The sequence below is a fragment of the Gelidimonas diazotrophica genome (genome assembly GCF_055694025.1).
Window position 1 is genome coordinate 3788280 of the sequence record NZ_CM146349.1, and the last position, 23981, is coordinate 3812260.

Sequence of the window (23981 nt, forward strand, 5' to 3'; positions counted from 1 at the left end):
CTGTTATGAAAAAGAAGAGCAGCAATGAACAGTAATTGGACTGCCGGCGTGTGCGTTGTGCAAGAAAGGCCGCACAGGCAACAGCGCAGAGCTGACCAAGCACTGATCCAAGCGGGTCTGTAGCTCAGCTGGTTAGAGCACTGTGTTGATAACGCAGGGGTCGTTGGTTCGAGTCCAACCAGACCTACCATACGACAAAGATTATGTGTTGATTGTAAGTGCGCATATCTGGGGGGTTTAGCTCAGCTGGGAGAGCACCTGCTTTGCAAGCAGGGGGTCGTCGGTTCGATCCCGTCAACCTCCACCACGTAATTGATCAAGAATACAAACCTGAGTCACCCATGCGAAAGTAAGAAGTGCATGAAAAATTCAGGTTTGGTTTCTTAAGCCATTAGCTGTTTCGTTCTTTAAAAATTTGGAAGAAGTAAAGATTTATCAAGGAGTATGGATAAATCGATGCGCACGTTGATAGCAATATCGCGGCAGCAATGCCAGACGTGCACATGGATAGACCTGTATGACTTGATGGGTTGTGATTGTATCAAATCAAAAAAGTATTAAAAGTGAGTTTGTTAAGATGTTTTAAATACAAATTCCTTGCAATACGGCAAACGCTAAAGTAATACTCATAGAAATATCCTATAACCGGTTTTTAATCCGTGCATGAACAGCACTATCGGGTTAGAAGCCAACGTTATAGGGACAAGTGAATAAGTGCACATGGTGGATGCCTTGGCGATATCAGGCGATGAAGGACGTAGTAGCTTGCGATAAGCTGCGGGGAGCGAGCAAACACGCTTTGATCCGCAGATTTCCGAATGGGGAAACCCGGCCGAAAGGTCATTGCACACTGAATACATAGGTGTGCAAAGCGAACGTGGCGAACTGAAACATCTAAGTAGCTACAGGAAAAGAAATCAACCGAGATTCCCAAAGTAGCGGCGAGCGAAATGGGAAGAGCCTGCAAGCAATAGCAGTAGACATAGTGGAAAGCTTTGGAAAAGGCTGCCATAGAGGGTGATAGCCCCGTACACGAAATGTTTATTGTGGTACTAAGCTTGCGACAAGTAGGGCGGGACACGAGAAATCCTGTCTGAACATGGGGGGACCATCCTCCAAGGCTAAATACTCGATATCGACCGATAGTGAACCAGTACCGTGAGGGAAAGGCGAAAAGAACCCCGGAAGGGGAGTGAAATAGATCCTGAAACCGTGTGCATACAAACAGTAGGAGCGGACTTGTTCCGTGACTGCGTACCTTTTGTATAATGGGTCAGCGACTTACATTCAGTGGCAAGGTTAACCGCATAGGGAAGCCGTAGAGAAATCGAGTCCGAATAGGGCGATTTAGTCGCTGGGTGTAGACCCGAAACCAAGTGATCTACTCATGGCCAGGATGAAGGTGCGGTAACACGCACTGGAGGTCCGAACCCACTAATGTTGAAAAATTAGGGGATGAGCTGTGGGTAGGGGTGAAAGGCTAAACAAACTTGGAAATAGCTGGTTCTCTCCGAAAACTATTTAGGTAGTGCCTCACGTATCACCATCGGGGGTAGAGCACTGTTATGGCTAGGGGGTCATCGCGACTTACCAAACCATTGCAAACTCCGAATACCGATGAGTGCGAGCGTGGGAGACAGACGTCGGGTGCTAACGTCCGGCGTCAAGAGGGAAACAACCCAGACCGCCAGCTAAGGTCCCCAAGATTGGCTAAGTGGAAAACGAAGTGGGAAGGCTAAAACAGTCAGGAGGTTGGCTTAGAAGCAGCCATCCTTTAAAGAAAGCGTAATAGCTCACTGATCGAGTCGTCCTGCGCGGAAGATGTAACGGGGCTAAGCCAGTCACCGAAGCTGCGGATATCCGTAAGGATATGGTAGGAGAGCGTTCTGTAAGCCTGCGAAGGTGTCTTGTAAAGGATGCTGGAGGTATCAGAAGTGCGAATGCTGACATGAGTAGCGATAATGGGGGTGAAAAGCCTCCACGCCGTAAGCCCAAGGTTTCCTGTTCAACGTTCATCGGAGCAGGGTGAGTCGGCCCCTAAGGCGAGGCAGAGATGCGTAGCTGATGGGAAGCAGGTTAATATTCCTGCACCGTCGTATGATGCGATGGGGGGACGGATCACAGAAGGTTGTCCGGCGGTTGGAAGTGCCGGTTCTTGACTTGTAGAAGGCTGTTAGGCAAATCCGGCAGCGTAATTCAAGGGGTTGAGACGAGCGGACTTGTTCGCGAAGCAATTGGAAGTGGTTCCAAGAAAAGCCTCTAAGCTTCAGTCATACGAGACCGTACCGCAAACCGACACAGGTGGGCGAGATGAGTATTCTAAGGCGCTTGAGAGAACTCGGGAGAAGGAACTCGGCAAATTGGTACCGTAACTTCGGGATAAGGTACGCCCTGGTAGTTTGACCCCCCTGCGGGGGAAGGATGAAAGGGTTGCAATAAACTGGTGGCTGCGACTGTTTAATAAAAACACAGCACTATGCAAACACGAAAGTGGACGTATATGGTGTGACTCCTGCCCGGTGCTGGAAGATTAAATGATGGGGTGCAAGCTCTTGATTGAAGTCCCAGTAAACGGCGGCCGTAACTATAACGGTCCTAAGGTAGCGAAATTCCTTGTCGGGTAAGTTCCGACCTGCACGAATGGAGTAACGATGGCCACACTGTCTCCTCCCGAGACTCAGCGAAGTTGAAGTGGTTGTGATGATGCAATCTACCCGCGGCTAGACGGAAAGACCCCATGAACCTTTACTGTAGCTTTGCATTGAATTTTGAACCAATCTGTGTAGGATAGGTGGGAGGCTTTGAAGCGTGAACGCTAGTTTGCGTGGAGCCAACCTTGAAATACCACCCTGGTTTGTTTGAGATTCTAACCTTGGTCCGTTATCCGGATCGGGGACAGTGCATGGTAGGCAGTTTGACTGGGGCGGTCTCCTCCCAAAGTGTAACGGAGGAGTTCGAAGGTACGCTAGGTACGGTCGGACATCGTGCTGTTAGTGCAATGGCATAAGCGTGCTTAACTGCGAGACTGACAAGTCGAGCAGGTACGAAAGTAGGACATAGTGATCCGGTGGTTCTGTATGGAAGGGCCATCGCTCAACGGATAAAAGGTACTCTGGGGATAACAGGCTGATTCCTCCCAAGAGTTCATATCGACGGGGGAGTTTGGCACCTCGATGTCGGCTCATCACATCCTGGGGCTGTAGCCGGTCCCAAGGGTATGGCTGTTCGCCATTTAAAGTGGTACGTGAGCTGGGTTTAAAACGTCGTGAGACAGTTTGGTCCCTATCTGCCGTGGGCGTTGGAAATTTGAAGGGGGCTGCTCCTAGTACGAGAGGACCGGAGTGGACGAACCTCTGGTGTACCGGTTGTCACGCCAGTGGCATTGCCGGGTAGCTAAGTTCGGAAGAGATAACCGCTGAAAGCATCTAAGCGGGAAACTTGCCTTAAGATGAGATTTCCCTGGAGCCCTGAGCTCCTTGAAGGGTCGTTCGAGACCAGGACGTTGATAGGCTGGGTGTGGAAGCGCAGTAATGCGTTAAGCTAACCAGTACTAATTGCCCGTAAGGCTTGTCCCTATAACCTTGGCAGGTTATAGAAATCAATGTGTAACACTTGTGTTTGCCAACTTTGGTAGTCACAACCCAAAAAATAATATACCTTTACTTCTTCCAGATTGCGTCGCTTGCTGACATGCACACTCGTAGAAATACGATATACGCAGTAGCAAACGATGTTACAAGTTATGCCTGATGACCATAGCAAGTCGGTACCACCCCTTCCCATCCCGAACAGGACCGTGAAACGACTTCGCGCCGATGATAGTGCGTCAACACGTGTGAAAGTAGGTCATCGTCAGGCTGTTATTCCTAAAACCCCCGTACTCATCGTATGGGGGTTTTTTTATGCGCACCCACGCGTAAATACCCTTCAGTATTCAACGCCGCTTGCTCAACTACCGCACTAAACCCCCGCAGCATGACTCCGCATCCGCTTTCAGAAAATAGGCAATACGCCCGCACAAGCAGGGCGATTGCATGAAGGGTCCGTTGTTTAACCCAGTAACTTGCCAAGGTAATTAACCTTCCAGCCAGCTTTCTGTTGCTTGTTGCTGATGCCGCGTTTCGTGGTGGTGTCGCTTTTGAACAGGTTGAGCGCATTACGGCGCAATACGGCGCAGGATGGTGAAGGTCAGAATGCAGTGCCACCTGATCCGGTGCGATGCATTCCCGTGCGCAAATATCGCGCATGACTACGCCGGCCAACTCACTGCTTTCTATGTCATAGATCTGCCAACCAACTATTTTTTGGCTAAAAATATCCATGAACAAATACAGGTAAAAATAGATGCCCTTGACCTGCGTCGGCAGATACGTGATGTCCCAGCTGATATGGAAGGAGTTGGTGCTCTGCATAGACAGTAAAAGTTATTAATGCCAGCGCCAAAAATCTCGCCAAGACGACGGGTCCGCCTGCCTTAGCGACGGGCTAACAGAGGAATTTAAGTTGATTTATGGGCGCTTGCGGATACACATTCCGTACCTGTTATTATGCGCGTGGCGCTCAAGCTGAAACAGCAGCAAGCGTCGATTTCGGCTTTGCTGGGCAATCCGTGCGAACAAGTCAGTGCCGCGGAAAAATTCTGAGCATTCGTTAAAAATACGCTCAAAAAAAGCCGGAGCAGCGCAAGGTACGCTGTTCCGGCTTTTTTAACGCGGAGAATCAGGCGTTAGGATTCTGCCGGTGCCGACGAGCGGATCAAATAATCAAACGCGCTGAGTGCAGCCTTGGAACCATCGCCCGCTGCAATCACGATTTGCTTGAACGGCACGATGGTGGCATCGCCGGCAGCGAAGACGCCGGGAATCGAGGTCTGGCCGCGTGCATCGACTTCGATCTCGCCATGCCGTGTCAACGCAACCGTGCCTTTGAGCCACTCGGTATTCGGCACCAGGCCAATTTGCACGAAAATGCCTTCCAGTTCGACCGACTTGAGCGCGTCGGCGGTCAAATCCTTGTAGCTCAGACTGGTGACTTTTTTACCGTCGCCATGCACTTCAGTGGTCTGGGCGCTGGTGATGACGGTGACATTCGGCAGGCTATGCAACTTGCGTTGCAATACCGCATCGGCGCGCAATTCAGCGCCGAATTCCAGTAATGTCACATGGCTGACCAATCCAGCCAAGTCGATCGCTGCTTCGACGCCGGAATTGCCGCCGCCGATGACCGATACCCGCTTGCCTTTGAATAAGGGGCCATCGCAATGTGGACAGTACGCCACGCCGCGGTTCAGGTATTCCTGCTCGCCGGGCACGTTAATTTTGCGCCAGCGGGCACCGGTAGCGAGTACCACTGACCGGGCTTTGAGCACTGCGCCGCTGACCAATTTGATTTCGATCAGATCGCCTGCCACCAGTTTTTCGGCGCGCTGCAAATTGATGATATCGACATCGTAACTACGTACATGACGTTCCAGGTCGGCGGCAAAGCGCGGGCCTTCGGTTTCCGGCACCGAGATGTAATTTTCGATAGCCATTGTGTCCAGCACTTGACCGCCAAAACGTTCCGCCACCACGCCAGTGCGGATACCTTTACGCGCCGCATAGACTGCAGCAGCAGCGCCGGCCGGCCCACCGCCGACGATCAACATGTCAAACGGTTCTTTGGCGTTGATTTTTTCAGCATCGCGGCTGGCCGAGCCGGTATCGAGTTTGGCGAGGATTTCTTCCACGCCAAGACGGCCTTGATCGAAGACTTTGCCATTCAGGTAAATCGTCGGCACTGCCATGATTTCGCGCTTCTCGACTTCATCCTGGAACAAGGCGCCGTCGATCACCACGGAACGCACACGCGGGTTCAGCACCGCCATCAGGTTCAGCGATTGCACAACTTCCGGGCAGTTCTGGCAGGTCAGCGAAACATAAGTCTCAAACTGATAATCGCCATCGAGCTCTTTAATGCGTTCAATGACATCGGCCTCGACTTTGGGCGGATGGCCGCCAGCCTGCAGCAATGCCAATACCAGGGAGGTAAATTCGTGCCCCATCGGAATGGCGGCAAAGCGGATGCCAATGTTGGCACCGGCGCGGTTGATCGAAAACGACGGCTTGCGCTCGGCGTCATCAAAACGTTCGATCAAGCTGATTTTGTCGGATAAAGTAGTAATTTCTTGCAACAACGACTGCATTTCACGTGCGGTATCGCTGGTATCAAGGGAGGCAACCAGTTCGATTGGCTGCGTCACTTTTTCCAGATAAGTCTTCAACTGGGTTTTGAGATTGTTCTCTAGCATGATTGCCTCATATTTCACAACGGTGATTCGGGGTGATGCTTCATTGCTACCGGGTATTTTAAAATACGCACAATATATATGCGGTAAATGGCATGTTTTTAATCATACTCGGGCATATATTTTTAACAGCTGCGTAGCGTGGGCACGTTTTTTGTGCCCACGCGAACGGTCGAACGATGTTGGCAGGCGAGCGCGAGGCTCGCCTCTACGGCTTAAATCTTGCCGATCAAATCCAGCGATGGTGTCAATGTTGCGGCACCTGGTGTCCATTTTGCAGGGCACACTTCATTTGGATGGGCAGCAACGTATTGTGCGGCTTGCACTTTACGCAGCAATTCTTTAGCGTCACGGCCGATGCCGTTGTCATGCACTTCCATGACTTTGATCTGGCCTTCTGGATTCACAACGAAAGTACCGCGCAAGGCCAAGCCTTCTTCTTCGATCAGCACTTCAAAATTGCGTGCCAGTGCCAAGGTTGGGTCGCCCAGCATCGGGTAGGTGATCTTGCCGATGGTGTCGGAAGTATCGTGCCAGGCTTTGTGCGCGAAGTGCGTGTCAGTGGAAACGCTGTAAATTTCAACGCCCATCTTCTGGAATTCTGCATAGTTGTCAGCCAAGTCGCCCAATTCAGTTGGGCAAACAAATGTGAAGTCGGCTGGATAAAACACAAATACCGACCATTTTCCCTTCAGATCTTCATTGGTTACTGGAACGAATTTGCCATTATGAAAAGCAGTTGCTTTGAACGGTTTAACTTCAGTATTGATTAAAGACATGGTGGTTTCCTTTGCGGGTTGAAGTAATGAGTGATCATAATAAGACGATCCTTATTATTTGTAAAATTAATTAAATATATAGTATTGATTGTCTATGCCTATCATACGGAAGATCAACTACCGCGATAAGTCGAATACGCCCACGGCGACACCAGCAGCGGTACGTGGTAATTCTGATCAGGGTCGGCGATGCCAAAAGCGATGCAAACCCGGTCAATGAATTTCGGGTTCGGCAATGACACGCCTTGCAGATCGAAATAATCGCCGGCGAAAAACACCAGTTCATATTGGCCGATATGCAGCGCGCCGCCTTCCAGCAGCGCCGTATCGCAGCGGCCATCCTGATTGGTGGCAACGGTTTTAAGCAGGATTCTGTCGCTATTCTGTAATCCATACAATTCGATCCTGACCCCGACGCCGGGCTTGCCTTGCGCGACATCCAGCACATGCGTGGTGAGCTTTCCCATCGTGACTCCCTATCTCGGAACGGTTGTGCGGCAAATGAAAAGCATTGTCCACGAAAGGCACGAAAATCACGAAAGAATGCAAACGCATTTTTTGCCCGTGGCAGAGAAAGTTTTTCGTGTCTTTCGTGCTTTTCGTGGACTGCATTTTTTGTGCTTAACATCATTTACTATATCAACATGCTGGTTACAACCCGAGAGGTAACGCATGACCGACACTGACGCAAACTATCCCCGCGACCTGACCGGTTACGGCCACGCGCCGCCGCACCCGCAATGGCCGAACGGTGCGCGGCTGGCGCTGCAATTCGTGCTGAATTATGAAGAAGGTTCGGAAAACTGCGTGCTGCATGGCGATACGGCGTCCGAGACTTTCCTGTCCGAAATCATCGGCGCGCAAGCATTCGCGATGCGCCACATGAGCATGGAATCGCTGTACGAATACGGTTCGCGCGCCGGCTTGTGGCGGGTATTGCGCTTGTTTGAAGAACGCACACTGCCATTGACAATTTTTGGCGTGGCAATGGCGCTGCAGCGCAATCCGGAAGCCGTCGCGGCGTTCCAGTCGCTCGGCCACGAGATCGCCTGCCACGGCCTGCGCTGGATCAGCTACCAGCAGATGGATGAAGCGACCGAACGCGCCCACATGCAGGAAGCAGTGCAGATCATCACCGAATTGACCGGTGCCGCGCCAGCCGGCTGGTACACCGGACGCGATTCGCCCAATACCCGCAAACTGGTGGTAGAGCATGGCGGTTTTAGCTATGACTCGGATTATTACGGCGACGATCTGCCGTTCTGGCAGCAAGTCGCGATCACCGGTGCAGACGGAAAACCCGCCACCAAGCCGCATCTGGTGGTGCCCTACACGCTCGACAGCAACGACATGCGCTTCGCCGCCATGCAGGGTTTCAATTCCGGCAGCCAGTTTTTCGATTATCTGAAAGATGCGTTCGATGTGCTGTATGCGGAAGGCGATCCAGACGGTCTGGATCAGCCGAAAATGCTGTCGATCGGTTTGCATTGCCGCATCGTCGGACGCCCGGGACGGATCGCGGCGCTGGCGCGTTTTCTGGATTACGTACAGTCGCATGACAAGGTCTGGATTACGCGCCGGATCGACATCGCGCAGCACTGGCGCGCGGTGCATCCGTTTTGCGAACAAGGGAGTAAATAGATGCATCCAATGGCCGTCACCACCACATTAGCCCAACTCAACAGCTGCAACACCACCACTTTCGTCGCGCTGCTGCAAGGCATCTACGAACATTCGCCGTGGGTAGCGCAGCGGGCGGCGGCGCAGCGGCCTTTTGCCACGCTGGCGGCGCTGAAACTGGCGTTGCAAGATGTGCTCAGAAACGCACCCGAAGCCGAGCAACTGGGCTTGATTCGCGCTCATCCTGAACTCGCCAGCAAGGCGGCGCTGGCCGGCGCACTGACTGCGGAGTCGCGCAGCGAGCAAGCCAGAGCCGGCCTGAATCACTGCAGCCCGACAGAGTTAGCCGCGCTGCAGCAACTGAATGCCGATTACAACGCCCAGTTCGGCTTTCCCTTCATCGTCGCGGTCAAGGGGCCGGATGGGCGCGGGCTATCGCGGCAAGCGATCATCGCAATTTTCAAACGCCGGCTGCGCCATCAGCGCGCCGACGAACTGGCCGAATCCCTGCGCCAGATCGGCCGCATTGCCGAACTGCGCCTGAACGATCTGCTCGGCCACACGCTGGAATTCGGCCACACCGTTCTGGCCTGGGCCGAAACGCTGGCGGCCTGGAGCGATAGTGAAGACGGCCTGACCTGCGCGTTCATGACGCCAGCGCACCGCGACACCGCCGCCCAACTGGCCGAATGGATGCGCAGCGCCGGCCTGCAGACCGAAATCGACGCGGTCGGCAACGTGGTCGGGCGCTATCGGTGCGACGACCCGCACGCTAAAACACTGCTCACCGGCTCGCATTACGACACCGTCAGAAACGGCGGCAAATACGATGGCCGGGCCGGAATTCTGCTGCCGATTGCTGTGCTGCGCCAGTTACATGAACGCGGTGAAAAATTGCCGTTTCACCTGGAAGTAATCGGCTTTGCGGAAGAGGAAGGGGTGCGCTTCAACAGCACATTTTTGGGCAGCAGCGCGGTCATCGGCCAGTTCGATCCGACGTTGCTGGAACAGGTTGACGCCGACGGCGTGACCATGCGCGCTGCGTTAATCGCAGCGGGTCACGATCCGGCGCAGATTGCCGCCAGTGCGCGCAATCCGGCCGATCTGCTGGGTTTTGTCGAAATCCATATCGAACAGGGGCCGGTGTTGCTCGGGCGCGAGGCGCCGGTCGGAATCGTGAGCTCGATCGCCGGTTCGCTGCGCTATCAGGTTGCGCTGACCGGCGTGGCTAGCCATTCCGGCACTACGCCGATGACGATGCGACGCGACGCGGCAGCAGCGGCGGCCGAAATCATTTTATTGGTCGAGCAGCGTTGCAGTCAGGCGCCGACTCTGGTCGGCACCGTCGGCCAGTTGCAGGTGCCGCACGGTTCGATCAATGTGATTCCCGGAGCCTGCAATTTATCGCTGGATATTCGCGCCGCCGATGATGCCACCCGCGATGCGGCGGCGGCCGACGTGCTCAAGGAGATCGCCGCGATTTGCACCCGCCGCAATATCGAGGTTGCGCTGGAGCGCGTCGAAATCTCGGCCGCCGCGCCGTGCGCGCCGTGGCTGATGCGCCAATTGGCGGCTGCCACCGAACGGGCCGGCGTTCCGGCAATTGCGCTGCCTTCCGGGGCCGGCCACGATGCGATGATGCTGGCCAAGATCACCGATGTCGCGATGCTGTTTATCCGTTGCGGCAACGGCGGCATCAGCCACAATCCGCTGGAAACCATGACGGCGGACGATGCTGAGATTGCCGCGCAGATTTTTCTGGATTTTTTGCGTAGTTTTAACGTGAAAGTCGCGTAGCGACGCATTCCGCCCCCTCTCCCGCTTGCGGGAGAGGGCTGGAGAGAGGGAATGCAGTGAGCGCCGCCTGTTGTTCTTCCCAAGCCCGCAGCGCTGCATAATACGTATCCCAAACGCACGGATCGCAGCCGTTTTCGCAGCATTCGCCGTCGGCTGGGGGAATTGGTTTATTCATGGTGAGGTCTGGTGAGGTGTCGGCTGAGGATGAGCCACCATGTTAACGCAGATCGGAAAAACTCGGAGCAGCCGGTTGCAGGCTTTGATTTTAAGCATATACAGTGTCTTGTATATTTTTGTTACGCAATATAAACATGCGGTAATTGCACTGTTTTAAGGCATACTCCCATCAATTCTGTAATAATACGCCACCCATATCAGAAGGAGAAATACGCATGAACCCCGAAGCACGCATGATGGAAATCGAGATCAAGCTCACCCGTCAGGAAGATTTGCTGGAAACATTGAATACGCTGGTATATCGCCAGCAGCAAAAAATAGACCAGCTGGAAACCTTGTGCGCGGCACTGGCGCGGCTGATCAAGGAACCGGCCAGCGATCAGGACGGCAGCGCCAATAGCGCCAACGAAAGGCCGCCGCACTATTAGCGAATGTTACGCACGGCGCATGCAAAACATTAAAAGCATTGTCCACGAAAGACACGAAAAGCACGAAAGAGGGCAAAGCACCCTCCTTACGAGTGCGATAGAAGGATTTTCGTGTCTTTCGTGCTTTTCGTGGACACGCTTTGCCTTTATGCGATTGTTCTGTGCAGGCCAGTCGCGCCTGCAGCGCACCTTAGACGCCTGCGGTACAATCCGGCCGATATGAACGCACTCACTATTGCCCCCAAACACGCCCCGACCAACCTGTTTTCCAGCGTAAAAAAACGCTCGGAACGGGTTGCGGCCGCACCTTTCCTGCCGATGTCGCGTGCCGAGATGGATAAACTTGGCTGGGAGTGTTGCGACGTGATCCTGATCACGGGCGACGCCTATATCGATCATCCCAGTTTCGGCATGGCCTTGATCGGGCGCTTGCTGGAGGCGCAGGGCTTCCGGGTCGGCATCCTCAGTCAGCCCGATTGGCACTCGGCCGAGGCGTTTCGTGCGCTGGGCCGGCCGAATCTGTATTTCGGCGTGACTGCCGGGAATATGGATTCGATGATCAATCGGTATACCGCCGACCGCAAGATCCGCTCCGAAGATGCGTACACCGCCAATGGCGAACCGAACAAGCGGCCCGACCGTGCAGTGGTGGTGTATGCGCAGCGCGCCCGCGAAGCTTATCCCGACACCAATATCGTGATCGGCAGCATCGAGGCCAGCCTGCGCCGCATCGCGCATTACGATTACTGGACCGACAAGGTCAAGCGTTCGGTGTTGCCGGATTCCAAAGCCGATATTTTGTTGTACGGTAATGCCGAACGGGCGCTGGTCGATCTGACGCATCGGCTGGCGGCCGGTGAGCCGATCAAATCGATCCGCAACCTGCGCGGCACGGCTTTCATGGTGCCACGCGGCTGGTTGCCGGCTGACGACTGGGTTGAGACCAACTCGACCCGGGTCGATACTCCGGGCCGCATCGAGCCGACCATCAGCCCGTATGCGGAAATACCGGAAAAGGAATCCTGCGCCAGCAACAGCGCTGCCGCCGAGCCCGTGGGCAAGCCGATCCTGATTCTGTCGCGCGAGGAACGCCAGGCCGCGCAGAAGGAACAACGCGACAAGAGCGTGATCCGGCTGCCGTCGTATGAGCAAGTCAGCATGGACCCGGTGCTGTACGCGCACGCGTCGCGCATTCTGCATCTGGAATCCAATCCCGGCAATGCGCGGGCGCTGGTGCAAGGCCATGGCGAGCGCGATGTCTGGCTCAACCCCCAACCGCTGCCGCTGGCAATGGACGAGATGGACGGTGTCTACGGCATGCCGTATGCACGCGGCCCGCATCCGAGCTACGGCAACGCCCGCATCCCGGCCTGGGAAATGATTCGTTTCTCGATCAATATCATGCGCGGCTGTTTCGGCGGCTGCACTTTCTGTTCGATCACCGAGCACGAAGGCCGCATCGTCCAGAGCCGTTCCGAACCGTCGATCCTGCACGAAATCGAAGAAATCCGTGACAAGACCAAGGGCTTCACTGGCACCATTTCCGACCTCGGCGGCCCGACTGCGAACATGTACCGGTTGGCTTGCAAGGACAAGAGCATCGAGGAATCCTGCCGCCGCTTGTCCTGCGTGTATCCGACTATTTGCAGCAATCTCGGCACCGATCACAGCAAGCTGATCTCGGTCTATCGCAAGGCGCGCGCGATTCCCGGCGTCAAGAAAGTGCTGATCAGTTCCGGCCTGCGCTATGACCTGGCAATCCGTTCGCCCGAATACGTGAAGGAACTGGTCACGCATCACGTCGGCGGCTTGCTGAAAATCGCACCGGAGCATACCGAACAAAATACGCTGTCGAAAATGATGAAGCCCGGCATCGGCAACTACGACACTTTCAAGGAAATGTTCGACCGATTCTCCAAGGAAGCCGGCAAGAAGCAATACCTGATTCCGTACTTCATCGCCGCCCATCCCGGCACCACCGATGAAGACATGCTGAATCTGGCGCTGTGGCTGAAGAAAAACGATTTCAAGCTGGATCAGGTGCAAACCTTCGTGCCAACGCCGATGGCGATGGCGACCACCATGTACCACACCCGCAAGAATCCGCTGCACAAAATCAGCGCAGATTCGGAAGTGGTGGAAACTGCGCGCAGCGGCCAGATCCGCAAATTGCACAAGGCTTTCCTGCGTTTCCATGATCCGGCCAACTGGCCGATCCTGCGCGAAGGCTTGAAACGCATGGGACGCACCGACCTGATCGGCAACGGCCCACGGCATTTGATTCCGGCCTGGCAATCGTCGGAAGATGGCGGCCTGGGCAGCGCCAAAATAACCAGACAAGCCAGCGCCAGCCGCCCTGTCGGCAAGGTCGCCTTCAAGGCCAAACCCGCCGCCCCGTCGACGCCATCGAGCAAACCGTCGCCGGCAAAATCGGCCGCCGGCCACGCCCCGCGCAAAAATGCCAGCAGCATCGGCAACGTGCAAAGAAACACCCAGAGAAGCGGGCGCAAGTAATATTTATAGAACGACGACATGACCAAAGCACAATCGAATAATCCAATGCAAGGCATCACGCTGGAAGCACTGTTGACCGAACTGGTGGCCCGCTACGGCTGGGACGGCCTGGCCAGCAGAGTCGATGTACGCTGCTTCAAGAGCGACCCCAGCATCAAATCGAGCCTGACCTTCCTGCGCAAGACGCCGTGGGCCAGAACATTGGTGGAACAGATTTACGTTAGCCGGAACGATATCAAATAGTGCAGGCCTGTCGTGCCTGCACTACTAACAACAACAAAAGGAATTCACGATGGCAGGTCGACCAGAAGTCACCAACATGGCATTATTTTGCGATTTCGAGAACGTGGCGCTGGGCGTGCGGGATGCCAAATTCCCGCAATTCGATATCCGCATGGTGCTGGAACGCTTGCTGCTCAAAGGCAGCATCGTGGTCAAAAAAGCGTACTGCGACTGGGAGCGCTACAAGGAATTCAAGGGCGAGATGCATGAAGCGGCATTCGAGTTGATCGAAATCCCGCATGTGCGCATGTCCGGCAAGAATTCGGCCGACATCCGGATGGTGGTCGATGCGCTCGACCTGTGCTACACCAAGGCGCATGTGGACGCCTTTGTGATCATCAGCGGCGATTCGGATTTTTCGCCGCTGGTGTCGAAATTGCGCGAAAACAATAAATACGTGATCGGCATCGGCGTCAAGAGTTCGACGTCCGACCTGCTGTCGGCCAATTGCGACGAATTCATCTTTTACGACGACCTGGTGCGCGACGCCAAGCCGAAGCGCAAGCCGGTCGAGAAGAAAGTCGCGGTCAAAGCTGTCAGCAATGACAAGAACGACAAGACCAAAGCGGCACTGCCAAAACAAGAAGACAAACAGGAATACAGACAAGAAGACAAGCAGGAATACGACAAGCGGCACGAGGCGCTCGACTTCATCATCGAAACCATCGAAGCGCTGATCGCCGAACGCGGCGAAGAAGAAAAATTGTGGGGCTCGATGGTCAAGCAAACCATGAAGCGGCGCAAACCCGGCTTCACCGAATCTGCCTACGGCTACCGCTCGTTCCGGCAACTGGTGGAAGATGCGCAAAAACAGAATCTGCTGATAATGGTGCGCGACGAAAAATCCGGCCAATACACGATACGCCTGCCGGCGCTGGAAGACTGAGTCAACCTGAAAGCGCCGTAGGTTGGGTGAGCAGCTTCATCGCGTAACCCGACATTTGCGCCTGGGAATGCCGGGTTACCCTATCGCAAACCCAACCTGCCAATTCCGGCTCGCTCTGCTTGTGAAGTGCGTAATATCAGTCAGATTTGCACGCGCACCTTTTCATTTTCTTAAGAACCACACATGCCAAACAAAGATTATCAACGTCCGGCCACGCTCTACCTGTATGCACCAAACGCGGTGCTGCAGCGCTGCCTGACCCTGGGCGAATTCCGCCTGCAACCGGCCACCGATCAGAACCCTGGCGCGCCGCTGCAGTCGCCAGCCATCCGGCTCAATTCTGCGATGGCGCCCAACTTCCTGACCGTCAGCTTCGCCCAAGCCTGGGATGAAAACCTGTTCAAGACCTTCGCCGGCAGCGATGCCTGCCTGGTGATACACCACACCGAAAAATTCGGCGAGCGCCTGCACCGCGCAGTCCAGCGCGCGCTGCCGAACTGGGCCGGCATCGACGGCGCCATCAGTTACGGCAAACGCAGCCCGCTGGGCGCGATTTTTACCGGACCGGCCGCGCAGGCGACGCAGCAAGCATGGCAATTCGCCTGGCGTCCGATGCAGCCGACCATCACCCTCAACCCGATCACCATCAAGCTGGGCAGCATCGAAGAATTCGCCGAAATTCGCACCCGCTAGCCAGCAATTGTTTGCGCGCCCACAAACCCCGACGGTTTGGCGCAGCTATCTTGAACATGCTTGCCTGGTCCTGCCATATTCTTTTGGGAATTGTCACTGTCCGGCTTGCCAAATAACGACTGCTTGCATTCCCTTTCCGGTGCGTGGGAGAGGGCGCTTTTGCCCCTCTCTCCCACTTGTGGGAGAGAGGCCGGGAGAGAGGGCGGTGGCTATCCCAGGCAGGCTGGATAGGAACTTGGAATTGCAAATAACATGGGGTATAGGCAAAAATACTGTAATTGCCGCATATATTCATTGCGGTATGTAAAAATACGTATAACAGTATTATTTTTTGAAAAGTATTGCCGGCGAAGGTCCAAACAAATCCGGATGGATATGTTAACAAATGAAACATTCGGTCCGGCATCGCAACCAGTCTGCCAAAATGCGTATTCTCATTAAAAAAGGGTTCGTCATGCGTACAAAATTCACTCTCTCTGCATCAATTGCCGCTCTGGTATTGACTGGCTGCGCCAACATGCCTGAGATGTCCAATACCCAGCGCGGTACTGCCACCGGCGCCGGCGTAGGTGCATTGGCGGGCGCGGTAATCGGGGCTGCCACCGGCGGCGGTGGTGGGCGGCGTACTGCAGCCGGCGCAGCTATCGGCGGACTGGCCGGCGCAGCCGCCGGCAACATTTGGTCAAACCGGATGGAAAACCAGAAGCGTGCAATGGAACAAGCCACCGCCGGCACCGGCGTACAGGTCAGCCAGACCGCCGACAATCGCCTGAAACTGGATATCCCGAGCGACATTTCTTTTAACGTTGGCAAGTCCGATATTGCGCCGAATTTTCGCCCGGTATTGGATCGCTTCGCCTCCAGCCTGAATGAAAATTCCGCCACCACCGTGACGATTATCGGCCACACCGACAGCACCGGCTCCGACGCAATCAACATGCCCTTGTCACACGACCGCGCCGCGCATGCGCGCGATTATCTGGCCGCCCGTGGCGTAGCGTCCAATCGTTTTACCGTCGAAGGCCGCGGCCCGCATGAGCCGCTGGTATCCAACGACAGCGCCGCTAACCGGGCAAGAAACCGCCGGGTCGAGATTTTCGTGGCGGAACAGGCGCGCTAACGGCAAGCCTGATCCAAGTTCTTGCAGCGTTAAAATCAAAAAAGGGGCTGCGGTAAAACGCGGCCCCTTTTTATCTTCAAATCCGATCTTTAAAAAACAAGGCAACAAAAAAGCCGGTCAATGACCATTGACCGGCTTTTTTGCTGCCTTGCATTCCGACAGAATTTACTTCGCTGCAGCCGTCATGTAATCAACTGCCGCTTTCACTTCATCCTCGGAGGCGGCAGAGCCACCCTTCGGCGGCATCATCCGGATGCCGGCAATCGCATTTTGATGCAACAGCGCCGCACCCTGCTTGATGCGAGGCGCCCAGGCGGCCTTGTCGCCAAACTTGGGAGCGCCCATCACGCCAGAGCCGTGACAAGCCATGCAGGCTGAGTCATAGATTTTCTTGCCGGTGTCAGCGGTCAACTTGGCCGGCGCTGCCGCGGCAGGTGCGGCAGCAACTGCGCCCGCTGCTTTTGCCGCTGGCTCCTTGAATGAAGCGCCACCCTTATTGGCTATATACACTACGGCGCGCGCTACTTCGACATCATCCAGATCGGGATTGCCGCCTTTGGCAGGCATGCCGCGAATGCCTTGAATGGCGTGCAACACCAGCGTGTCGTAGCCTTGCGCGATACGTGGCGACCAAGCAGCGCTGTCGCCGAATTTAGGCGAACCGGCAGCGCCGGTATCGTGGCAGGCGGCACAAAAAGCAGTATATACAGCGCTGCCCGACTGCAATTGCTTCGGCGCGCTCGCGTCTTTCAGGGTAAATCCGCGATCGGCAACCGGGCTAATACGCGCCGCGACCGCTTCTGGCGTATCGCCGTTCGAGCCGGCGCCCATTTTCTTGTCGTTAGTCACATATTGGACCAGTAGCACGATGCAGATGATGGGAACGATAAAAGCCGCCAGCACTGCAATTACCAGTTGCTTTGGGGTCTTGATCGGGGATTGGTGATCGTTGTGTTTGCCACTGTGTTCGTTTTGATTAGATAGATCGCTCATGGTTTCCTCGGTGCTATTTTTTTAAACCGGTAGGCGAATGCGCAATCACAGCCAATACGCATCCGCAGGCAGCGCAAAGCTTCGCCAAACCTTTGATTATAGGCGCAATGCAACGGCTTTGAAACGGAAAATCATAGCTTTAAATGGACGATCCGTACGAAAAACTGTATCCTCTGTGCCTGTCCGAAATTTCCCCAATGCGGCTGTAGCTCAGTGGATAGAGTATTGGCCTCCGAAGCCAAGGGTCGCTGGTTCGATTCCAGCCAGCCGCACCACTAAAATCAATGACTTACAATTTTCCCGTAATTCATCCTGTGTTCTAAAATTCCTTCGTGTAACCGCAGTGTCAGGACTTTTCTCAACAAGGTCTGCTGATATCAATCAGCCGTCAAATGTCGGCAGCGGAAAAATCAATGCGCGGCAGGCGCGCTGGAGGTCGTCGTTGCATTGCGCCGTTCTGCCGTTTGTGTGACCAGGGCGCGCAATTCGTTCAGGATGATGAACTCTGCGGGGCTCGGTTTGGCGTTGGGTGCTGCGTCGCTCCAGTCGCCGTACATAAAGCCGACTGGCTGGCGGTTGATCATCAGGGGCAAGATGATAAAGCCGGTGGCAGCGGACAGGCTGTTTTGCCACCAGTGCGGCAGCTTGGCGACAAACTTGGGATCTTGCGCATTTTCGGCAAAAATGATGCGATCGCTGGCCAGCGCAGCATGAAACACGTCGGGCTGGTAGGCATCGTTAAATACCAGTTGCGGGATCAGCGCCGACACGCCGGCGCCGAAGCCCATTCTGGCCGAGTACTTCGCTTCTTTGACATTCCGCAAAAAAGCAATCGCACGTCTGAAGCTGAGCCCTTGATACAACGTTTCGAGTCCCCTCGTCAACATCTGGCTGGGCGTTGCGCTATTGACGATGCCGCGCATGTCGATCACGCCTTGTTGCAAAATGCCGGCGGCCGCCAGTTCAGGTACAGCAGCTTTGGCGCGGGCGCGTTTTTCGGTATTGCTGCGTTTGGTGCTGTGGACCGCGCCCAATTCGGATTCGGCCGTTTTTTTTGCACTTTCCGCCGCCTTCAGCACTGCGGCGGCATCGACTCCAAGCATGCCGGCATAAGCGTCGGCCAGCCGCAGGATTTCGGTGTCGCCCGAAGCGTCGTCCTGGCAAAGTGCACTCGCGCATTGGCTGGTCATGCTCGATATCGCAGCCAGCCATTCGGCATGGGGCATTCTTTCGTTCGCTGCCGATGCCAATGGTTCGACCTTGCGCATGCTGTTGATCAGGCTATTGGGCAGTCCCCAGCGCTGCGCGATAGTGCGCCCAATCTCTTCCAGTGAAAGTCCCAGCATTTCCTGCGCCACCAGATCGGGGTGCCGTTTTGTTTTTTCGCTGTCCTGCTGTGCCTGCGACCAGCGATCGGGCAAATAAAACGCCACCATCATCCGGCCCAGCGTGTGCAGCATCGAGCACACGACAGCTTCTTCGGCATGATGGCGATTGGCGCTGCTGGTGACTTGGCGCGCCACATGCCCGGCCAGCAATGCTTTTTCCATTTCAAGGCGTGCGCTGAGCGTGTCAGGCGCGCTGGCTGACAACTCGTCGATCAGCTTGGAGCCCAGCGCCAGGTGGCCGATGGTTTGCGTTCCCAATACCGCGACTGCCCTTGACACGGTGCCGACGCTTTGGCCAAAGGCGGAGTACATCGCACTATTGGCAAGCCGCAGCACTTTCTGGGTCAGCCCCGGATCGGACATGACGGTTTGCGTCATGTTGAATTCCTGCTCATCTTCGCCGTGCATTGCGCCCAGCACCGCGCTGATGGCTTTGGTAAAACCGGGAAGGTCGCCACGCTGCCTGATGCGCTCCCAGAGCAGGTCCAGGGTTTTATCGGCATCGGCATCGGGGGCAGCGGGAGTGCGCATGGTCATGATAATCGAGTTGGTTGAGATGAATCCGGCGCGGTCTCAGCCCACGCTGCGCGCACCGGTTGTGCAGGAATGCCGGCTTCAGTCAACGCTTGCTGCACGCTGTGCGGCGACATCGGCTTGCCGGTCAGGTAGCCCTGAATGTAGCTGCAGCGCCGGTCGAGCAGGAACTGGAGCTGCGGTTCGGTCTCCACCCCTTCGGCCACGACCGACAAGTGCAAATGGTGGGCCAGGCTCATGATCGTGTTGCAGATGGCCGCGTCCTTTTCCGATGCGGGCAGATCCTTGATGAAAGCCCGGTCGATTTTTAGAATCGCAATCGGGAACCGCTTCAGATAAGCCAGTGACGAGTAACCGGTGCCGAAATCATCGATCGAAATGCGGACCTTGCGCGCGACGATTTGGTGCAGGATGGCTTCGGCCTGCAGCGGATCGGTCATCAGCGTGCCTTCCGTGATCTCCAGCACCAGCTGGTCGCCGCCAATTCCTGACAAGGCAATCGCCTGGTCCAGCAACTCCAGGAATTGCGCTTGGCGGAACTGTCTTGGGCTGACATTGACCGAGATGTAAAGCGGCCGTTTGGCCACTGCCTCGAAACTCTTGAGCTGGACGCAGGAGGCTTTGAGCGCCCATGCGCCGAGCAGATTGATCAGGCCGTTGGCCTCTGCGATCGGGATAAAACGGCTGGGCGGCACCAGGCCAAAACCCGGGCGCAGCCAGCGCATCAGTGTTTCAAAGCCTTGTATCTGGCGGCTCCGGGCATCGACGATGGGTTGATAATCGAGAAAAAATTCGCCATTCGTGACGGCCTGAAACATCGCCGCTTCCAGCGACAGATCATGCTCAGGTTGGCCGATCTGGGCGCTGTTATAAACCACGCAGCATGCTTTGCCGGTCTCTTTTGCGCGGTACATGGCGGCATCCGCATGGGCCAGCAGCGCGACCTCATCCTCGCCGTGTTCAGGATACACGGCGACCCCGACCGAGGCGCTTACGTACAGCGTATGGCCCTGCACCTCGAACGGGGCCTGCATGGTCGACATCAGGCGGCCGCTAACGAGCTTGATGTCGGCGTTGCTCACCGCGCCCGGCATGATGGCGACGAATTCGTCGCCGCCGATGCGCGCCAGCGTATCGCTATTGCGCAAAGCCTTGATCAGCCGGGCGCTGGCTACCCGCAACAGCGCATCGCCGACCGGGTGTCCCAGGCCGTCGTTGACTTTCTTGAAGCCATCGAGATCGAGCGAGGCCACCGAAAATCCCTGGCCGCTGCGACGCGCCTGCGCGATGGCCATGCGCAGCCGGTCCGATAGCAGGGCCCGGTTCGGCAATCCGGTCAAGGTGTCATGCGTGGCAATGTGGCGCAGGCGCGCTTCGGTCGCATGCGTGCTCGACATGTCGCGGCCAACCGCAAGTAATTCCGTGGTATCGCTTGGGGTGGTGTAAGCCGATAGTTGGAACTCGAACCAGAGCAGTGCATCGCTGGTCTTGATGCGCAGCTTGACGCGGCCGGACTGCCGGCTTGCGCCGGCGTCTGCCAGCGCGGTCTGCAACGCGTCCTGTTCCGAAGCGCACACCAGTTCCGACAGCGTGCTGCCGATCAGATCCCGCTCGGCGTTAATCAGGTCAATGGTGCGCTGGCTGGCATACAGGATGTCACCCTGACAGTTCAGCCTGACAACGATGTCGCCGGCAGCCTCCATCAGACTGGCCAGCGCACGACGATAGTTTGCTTCAGGGTGCGGTAGTGAACTGGATGGCAATTTGGAAACCTGGCCCTTCAATATGGTGTGGGTCTGAAGCCGTGCGATGACGGGAGTCGCATAAATGATGCTTTTTGGAAATGTAACACCGAATATGCGATTTTTGTGGAAAAAGGGCAAACGCAGCAATGCTGCGAAATCCGGGCGCGGCTGCCCCGCGTGGGATTTTCCAGCACAGCAGGAATTTGCCACGCGCATTCGGTGGGCATTGCGGGTAAGGAAGCGGCTGTCAACTGCCGTTTGCCGCGGCTCTGGAGGCAATTGCCGAATTTTAATATACTGATGACAGCATATTTAAGATGTACATATATAACGTGCGGATAACCGCATGTTTCAGGTGATACTCCTGTTTTTTATTAATTGTGCCAAGCGAAATAATGGCCCGATCGACAGCACCAGCGTGGCCATCCGGGTCACGTGGAAGGCGGTCACAATCGGCACCCCGAGTTGCAGATTTTTGGCGGTGAGCGACATTTCGGCGATGCCGCCGGGCGCGGTGGCCAGGATTGCGGTGGCCGGGTGGATGCCGGACCAGGCCGCCAGCAGCAGGCCGAAACCGGCTGCCACCACGATCGCTGTGATGCTGCATAGCGCGACTGCGGCCAGGTAGCGCGGCGCGGTATGCAAAAAGGCCGGCGTGAAACGGGTGCCCAGCGAGACGCCAATGAAGAGCTGGCCGCAATTGACGATCCATTGCGGCAACGCCGACAGATGCATCTCGGATGCGGTCAGCGCGATGGCGATGATCAGCGGACCGATGACCCAGGCATTCGGCCAGTGCAGACGCCGCAGCAGAAAAGCGCCGCAGCAAGTCAGCCCGATCAGGCTCAGCAGCCCGGGCATATTCACCACTTTGGTGCCTTGCAGATACGGGTCCATCCCGTGCACCTCGGCGAACTTGAAGCCGAACGGGATGATCACCACCACCAGCATGATGCGCAGGCTGTGCGCGGCCGCGACCCGATCCACCAGCGCGCCGTGGCGTTCGCCCTGGGTTGCCATTTCGGACGCGCCGCCGGTGGCCATCGCGAAGAAAGTGGTGGTGCTGTCGACACCAGTCAGCTTGTGCAACAGCCAGCCGCAGCCGGCGCCCAGCAGCAGCGCGAACACCACCCCGACCACGATGGTGCCGACATAGGACGACAACACATGCAGTACGGCCGGCGTGAAATACAGGCCGAGCGCGGTGCCGATCGCCCATTGCCCGGCTTCGCGCACCTGCACCGGCGCTTGCAGGTCGAGGCCGGCCATACGCGCGGCGGCGGTGGCAATGATCGGGCCGATCATCCACGGCAACGGGGTTTTGAGCCAGATGCACAAGCCGGCGGCGCCCAGCGCGATCAGCAATGCGCGCAGGAAGGGCAGGGAGGTGAAGCGCGAGAGGAATCGAATTGCCATGGATATTAGTGGAGTATCATCAAAAACAGGGCATCTTCCGCATTATTTTAAAGCGACTTGAAAAATACACAATACAGTATAAATTTGTCGCTATGCAGCGCGCCATGAACGCTCCTTCCCCCTGGCAGGGGAAAGCTGGAATGGGGGGCGAATGGTCGAAATAGCGGTGCGGTCGATCAAGCTTTCTACCCCCTCCCTAACCCTCCCCCTGCAAGGGGGGAGGGAATGTCAGTGCGCCATGGCCGATCTTAAAACACCCACAGTGTATCTTGCGGCAGCTGTACCCAGTACTCGCCGGCGGCCAGCCGCTGCGGGGCGTAGGCGCGCAGGCCAAGCTCGTCCGCAGCGCCGCGTTTGAACAGGCATTCCCAGCGGTCGCCCAGATACATGCAGGTCGACAGCGGCAGCCGGATGCTGTTCTCAACTTCCGTATCGACGATGCGCACCTGTTCCAGCCGGATCAATGCGGTAACGTCGGCGCCGAGATTGGCGCCGCGCGCGGTGCCATGCAAAGTGCGGCCTTCGATTTGCAGCGTGACGCGTGCGCCGTCGCGCTGCAGCACTTGGCCCGGCAGCCGATTGTTGCTGCCCATGAATTCGGCGGTGAACAGCGTTTCCGGCGTCTGGTACATGCTTTGCGGGCTGCCTTGCTGTTCGATCTTGCCGTTGTTGAGCAGCAGGATGCGGTCCGAAATCGCCATCGCTTCGCCCTGGTCGTGCGTCACCATCAGCGCCGACAGGCCGAGCCGGACGATCAGTTCGCGCAGAAAGGCGCGCGCTTCTTCGCGCAATTTGGCGTCCAGATTCGACAGCGGTTCATCCAGCAGAATCACCGGCGGGTTGTATACCAGCGCCCGGGCGATCGCAACCCGCTGTTGCTGGCCGCCCGACAGTTGATGCGGGAAGCGTTCGCCGAGCTGGCCCAGGCCGAGCTGGCTCAGCACTTGCTTGACCCGGCTGGCGATTTCGCTGCTGGCCATCTTGCGCAGCCTGAGGCCGTAGGCGACGTTGTCGGCCACGCTCTTGTGCGGCCACAGCGCATACGACTGGAACACCAGTCCCAGGTTGCGCTGTTCGGCCGGCATTTCGTAATTCTTCGCGCCGTCATACATCAGGCGTTCGCCGATGCGGATGGTGCCGGCTTTCGGCGCTTCCAGGCCGGCCACTGCGCGCAGCAGCGTGGTCTTGCCGCTGCCGGAAGGCCCCAGCAGCGCGACCACTTCGCCGCGCTGCAATTCCATCGACACGCCTTTCAGGATCTGGTTGGCGGCGGCCCCGGTGCCGTAGTCGAGGTATAAATCGTTGACGCTTAATTCGTTCATG

Annotated in this window: 19 protein-coding genes, 3 tRNA genes and 2 rRNA genes; 14 read left to right on the forward strand and 10 right to left on the reverse strand. The window is 56.3% G+C overall.

Features of this window, described 5'->3' with window-relative positions; genetic code table 11:
- Positions 1-113: 113 nt before the first annotated feature.
- From KGFNPO_RS17540 to rrf, 4 genes are all read left to right on the forward strand, one after another.
- A tRNA-Ile gene (locus KGFNPO_RS17540) sits at positions 114-190 on the forward strand.
- A gap of 41 nt (positions 191-231) precedes the next feature.
- Positions 232-307: transfer RNA gene (locus tag KGFNPO_RS17545), tRNA-Ala, on the forward strand.
- A 393-nt stretch (positions 308-700) separates the two neighbouring features.
- Positions 701-3575: ribosomal RNA gene (locus KGFNPO_RS17550) — 23S ribosomal RNA — on the forward strand.
- 170 nt (positions 3576-3745) lie between these two features.
- A 5S ribosomal RNA gene (gene rrf / locus KGFNPO_RS17555) occupies positions 3746-3858 on the forward strand.
- 23 nt (positions 3859-3881) lie between these two features.
- On the opposite strand, the gene KGFNPO_RS17560 is transcribed toward rrf, so the two are convergent.
- The 4 genes from KGFNPO_RS17560 to uraH form a co-directional block, all read right to left on the reverse strand.
- Complete coding sequence (locus KGFNPO_RS17560; protein WP_472634555.1) at positions 3882-4412, reverse strand: hypothetical protein; 531 nt, start codon at positions 4410-4412, stop codon at positions 3882-3884.
- A gap of 314 nt (positions 4413-4726) precedes the next feature.
- Positions 4727-6289: an alkyl hydroperoxide reductase subunit F gene (ahpF, locus tag KGFNPO_RS17565; protein ID WP_472632502.1), complete on the reverse strand. Its 1563-nt coding sequence runs from the start codon at positions 6287-6289 to the stop codon at positions 4727-4729.
- Positions 6290-6501: 212 nt separating this feature from the next.
- Positions 6502-7065 (reverse strand): alkyl hydroperoxide reductase subunit C, encoded by a 564-nt coding sequence (gene ahpC / locus KGFNPO_RS17570; protein ID WP_472614180.1) that lies wholly within the window; start codon positions 7063-7065, stop codon positions 6502-6504.
- A gap of 113 nt (positions 7066-7178) precedes the next feature.
- A complete protein-coding gene (gene uraH, locus KGFNPO_RS17575) occupies positions 7179-7532 on the reverse strand; it encodes a hydroxyisourate hydrolase (protein ID WP_472632503.1) in 354 nt (117 codons plus the stop codon).
- Positions 7533-7737: 205 nt separating this feature from the next.
- Here uraH and puuE point away from each other — a divergent pair, with 205 nt between their 5' ends.
- Positions 7738-8706, forward strand: a complete 969-nt coding sequence (puuE, locus tag KGFNPO_RS17580) for an allantoinase PuuE (RefSeq protein WP_472632504.1) — start codon at positions 7738-7740, stop codon at positions 8704-8706.
- The gene (locus tag KGFNPO_RS17585) at positions 8707-10482 is read left to right on the forward strand and encodes an allantoate amidohydrolase (RefSeq protein ID WP_472632505.1); all 1776 of its coding nucleotides are present in this window, start codon (positions 8707-8709) and stop codon (positions 10480-10482) included. It abuts the gene before it with no gap.
- On the opposite strand, the gene KGFNPO_RS17590 is transcribed toward KGFNPO_RS17585, so the two are convergent.
- Positions 10463-10657: an oxidoreductase-like domain-containing protein gene (locus KGFNPO_RS17590; protein ID WP_472632506.1), complete on the reverse strand. Its 195-nt coding sequence runs from the start codon at positions 10655-10657 to the stop codon at positions 10463-10465. The genes KGFNPO_RS17585 and KGFNPO_RS17590 overlap by 20 nt on opposite strands.
- A gap of 217 nt (positions 10658-10874) precedes the next feature.
- On the opposite strand from KGFNPO_RS17590, the gene KGFNPO_RS17595 reads away from it, so the two are divergent.
- The 6 genes from KGFNPO_RS17595 to KGFNPO_RS17620 all read left to right on the forward strand — a co-directional run bounded on the left by KGFNPO_RS17595 (position 10875) and on the right by KGFNPO_RS17620 (position 16582).
- Entirely contained in the window at positions 10875-11087 is a 213-nt protein-coding gene (locus KGFNPO_RS17595) for a SlyX family protein (RefSeq protein WP_472632507.1), read from the forward strand.
- Positions 11088-11405: 318 nt separating this feature from the next.
- A complete protein-coding gene (locus tag KGFNPO_RS17600) occupies positions 11406-13601 on the forward strand; it encodes a YgiQ family radical SAM protein (protein WP_472634524.1) in 2196 nt (731 codons plus the stop codon).
- An 18-nt stretch (positions 13602-13619) separates the two neighbouring features.
- Positions 13620-13844, forward strand: coding sequence for a VF530 family protein (locus KGFNPO_RS17605; protein ID WP_472632508.1), 225 nt, complete (start codon positions 13620-13622; stop codon positions 13842-13844).
- Positions 13845-13893: 49 nt separating this feature from the next.
- Positions 13894-14769, forward strand: coding sequence for an NYN domain-containing protein (locus KGFNPO_RS17610; RefSeq protein ID WP_472632509.1), 876 nt, complete (start codon positions 13894-13896; stop codon positions 14767-14769).
- A 183-nt stretch (positions 14770-14952) separates the two neighbouring features.
- A complete protein-coding gene (locus tag KGFNPO_RS17615; RefSeq protein ID WP_472632510.1) occupies positions 14953-15462 on the forward strand; it encodes a hypothetical protein in 510 nt (169 codons plus the stop codon).
- Between the two features lie 454 nt (positions 15463-15916).
- Entirely contained in the window at positions 15917-16582 is a 666-nt protein-coding gene (locus KGFNPO_RS17620; protein WP_472632511.1) for a YiaD family glycine zipper/OmpA-like lipoprotein, read from the forward strand.
- A gap of 165 nt (positions 16583-16747) precedes the next feature.
- Here the strand turns inward: KGFNPO_RS17620 and KGFNPO_RS17625 are convergent, their stop codons facing one another.
- On the reverse strand, positions 16748-17575 hold the full coding sequence (locus tag KGFNPO_RS17625) for a c-type cytochrome (protein ID WP_472632512.1): 828 nt from the start codon (positions 17573-17575) through the stop codon (positions 16748-16750).
- A 199-nt stretch (positions 17576-17774) separates the two neighbouring features.
- Between KGFNPO_RS17625 and KGFNPO_RS17630 the strand changes: the two genes are divergently transcribed.
- A tRNA-Arg gene (locus KGFNPO_RS17630) sits at positions 17775-17850 on the forward strand.
- 135 nt (positions 17851-17985) lie between these two features.
- On the opposite strand, the gene KGFNPO_RS17635 is transcribed toward KGFNPO_RS17630, so the two are convergent.
- The 3 genes from KGFNPO_RS17635 to KGFNPO_RS17645 form a co-directional block, all read right to left on the reverse strand.
- Complete coding sequence (locus KGFNPO_RS17635) at positions 17986-19500, reverse strand: HDOD domain-containing protein (RefSeq protein ID WP_472632513.1); 1515 nt, start codon at positions 19498-19500, stop codon at positions 17986-17988.
- Positions 19497-21200: a putative bifunctional diguanylate cyclase/phosphodiesterase gene (locus tag KGFNPO_RS17640; protein ID WP_472634525.1), complete on the reverse strand. Its 1704-nt coding sequence runs from the start codon at positions 21198-21200 to the stop codon at positions 19497-19499. The genes KGFNPO_RS17635 and KGFNPO_RS17640 overlap by 4 nt, the downstream gene beginning before the upstream one ends.
- A gap of 393 nt (positions 21201-21593) precedes the next feature.
- Complete coding sequence (locus tag KGFNPO_RS17645; RefSeq protein WP_472632514.1) at positions 21594-22658, reverse strand: AbrB family transcriptional regulator; 1065 nt, start codon at positions 22656-22658, stop codon at positions 21594-21596.
- Here KGFNPO_RS17645 and KGFNPO_RS17650 point away from each other — a divergent pair.
- Positions 22652-22822 (forward strand): hypothetical protein, encoded by a 171-nt coding sequence (locus KGFNPO_RS17650; protein ID WP_472632515.1) that lies wholly within the window; start codon positions 22652-22654, stop codon positions 22820-22822. The genes KGFNPO_RS17645 and KGFNPO_RS17650 overlap by 7 nt on opposite strands.
- A gap of 84 nt (positions 22823-22906) precedes the next feature.
- Here KGFNPO_RS17650 and KGFNPO_RS17655 read toward each other — a convergent pair whose 3' ends face one another.
- On the reverse strand, positions 22907-23980 hold the full coding sequence (locus KGFNPO_RS17655; protein ID WP_472632516.1) for an ABC transporter ATP-binding protein: 1074 nt from the start codon (positions 23978-23980) through the stop codon (positions 22907-22909).
- Position 23981 lies beyond the last annotated feature (1 nt).

What these genes read in the sequence shown, in the direction of transcription:
- KGFNPO_RS17560 (WP_472634555.1), bottom strand. Translation starts at nt 4,412, where the DNA reads ATGCAGAGCACCAACTCCTTCCATATCAGCTGGGACATCACGTATCTG.
- ahpF (WP_472632502.1), bottom strand. Translation starts at nt 6,289, where the DNA reads ATGCTAGAGAACAATCTCAAAACCCAGTTGAAGACTTATCTGGAAAAA.
- ahpC (WP_472614180.1), bottom strand. Translation starts at nt 7,065, where the DNA reads ATGTCTTTAATCAATACTGAAGTTAAACCGTTCAAAGCAACTGCTTTT.
- uraH (WP_472632503.1), bottom strand. Translation starts at nt 7,532, where the DNA reads ATGGGAAAGCTCACCACGCATGTGCTGGATGTCGCGCAAGGCAAGCCC.
- puuE (WP_472632504.1), top strand. Translation starts at nt 7,738, where the DNA reads ATGACCGACACTGACGCAAACTATCCCCGCGACCTGACCGGTTACGGC.
- KGFNPO_RS17585 (WP_472632505.1), top strand. Translation starts at nt 8,707, where the DNA reads ATGCATCCAATGGCCGTCACCACCACATTAGCCCAACTCAACAGCTGC.
- KGFNPO_RS17590 (WP_472632506.1), bottom strand. Translation starts at nt 10,657, where the DNA reads ATGAATAAACCAATTCCCCCAGCCGACGGCGAATGCTGCGAAAACGGC.
- KGFNPO_RS17595 (WP_472632507.1), top strand. Translation starts at nt 10,875, where the DNA reads ATGAACCCCGAAGCACGCATGATGGAAATCGAGATCAAGCTCACCCGT.
- KGFNPO_RS17600 (WP_472634524.1), top strand. Translation starts at nt 11,406, where the DNA reads ATGTCGCGTGCCGAGATGGATAAACTTGGCTGGGAGTGTTGCGACGTG.
- KGFNPO_RS17605 (WP_472632508.1), top strand. Translation starts at nt 13,620, where the DNA reads ATGACCAAAGCACAATCGAATAATCCAATGCAAGGCATCACGCTGGAA.
- KGFNPO_RS17610 (WP_472632509.1), top strand. Translation starts at nt 13,894, where the DNA reads ATGGCAGGTCGACCAGAAGTCACCAACATGGCATTATTTTGCGATTTC.
- KGFNPO_RS17615 (WP_472632510.1), top strand. Translation starts at nt 14,953, where the DNA reads ATGCCAAACAAAGATTATCAACGTCCGGCCACGCTCTACCTGTATGCA.
- KGFNPO_RS17620 (WP_472632511.1), top strand. Translation starts at nt 15,917, where the DNA reads ATGCGTACAAAATTCACTCTCTCTGCATCAATTGCCGCTCTGGTATTG.
- KGFNPO_RS17625 (WP_472632512.1), bottom strand. Translation starts at nt 17,575, where the DNA reads ATGAGCGATCTATCTAATCAAAACGAACACAGTGGCAAACACAACGAT.
- KGFNPO_RS17635 (WP_472632513.1), bottom strand. Translation starts at nt 19,500, where the DNA reads ATGACCATGCGCACTCCCGCTGCCCCCGATGCCGATGCCGATAAAACC.
- KGFNPO_RS17640 (WP_472634525.1), bottom strand. Translation starts at nt 21,200, where the DNA reads ATGGAGGCTGCCGGCGACATCGTTGTCAGGCTGAACTGTCAGGGTGAC.
- KGFNPO_RS17645 (WP_472632514.1), bottom strand. Translation starts at nt 22,658, where the DNA reads ATGGCAATTCGATTCCTCTCGCGCTTCACCTCCCTGCCCTTCCTGCGC.
- KGFNPO_RS17655 (WP_472632516.1), bottom strand. Translation starts at nt 23,980, where the DNA reads ATGAACGAATTAAGCGTCAACGATTTATACCTCGACTACGGCACCGGG.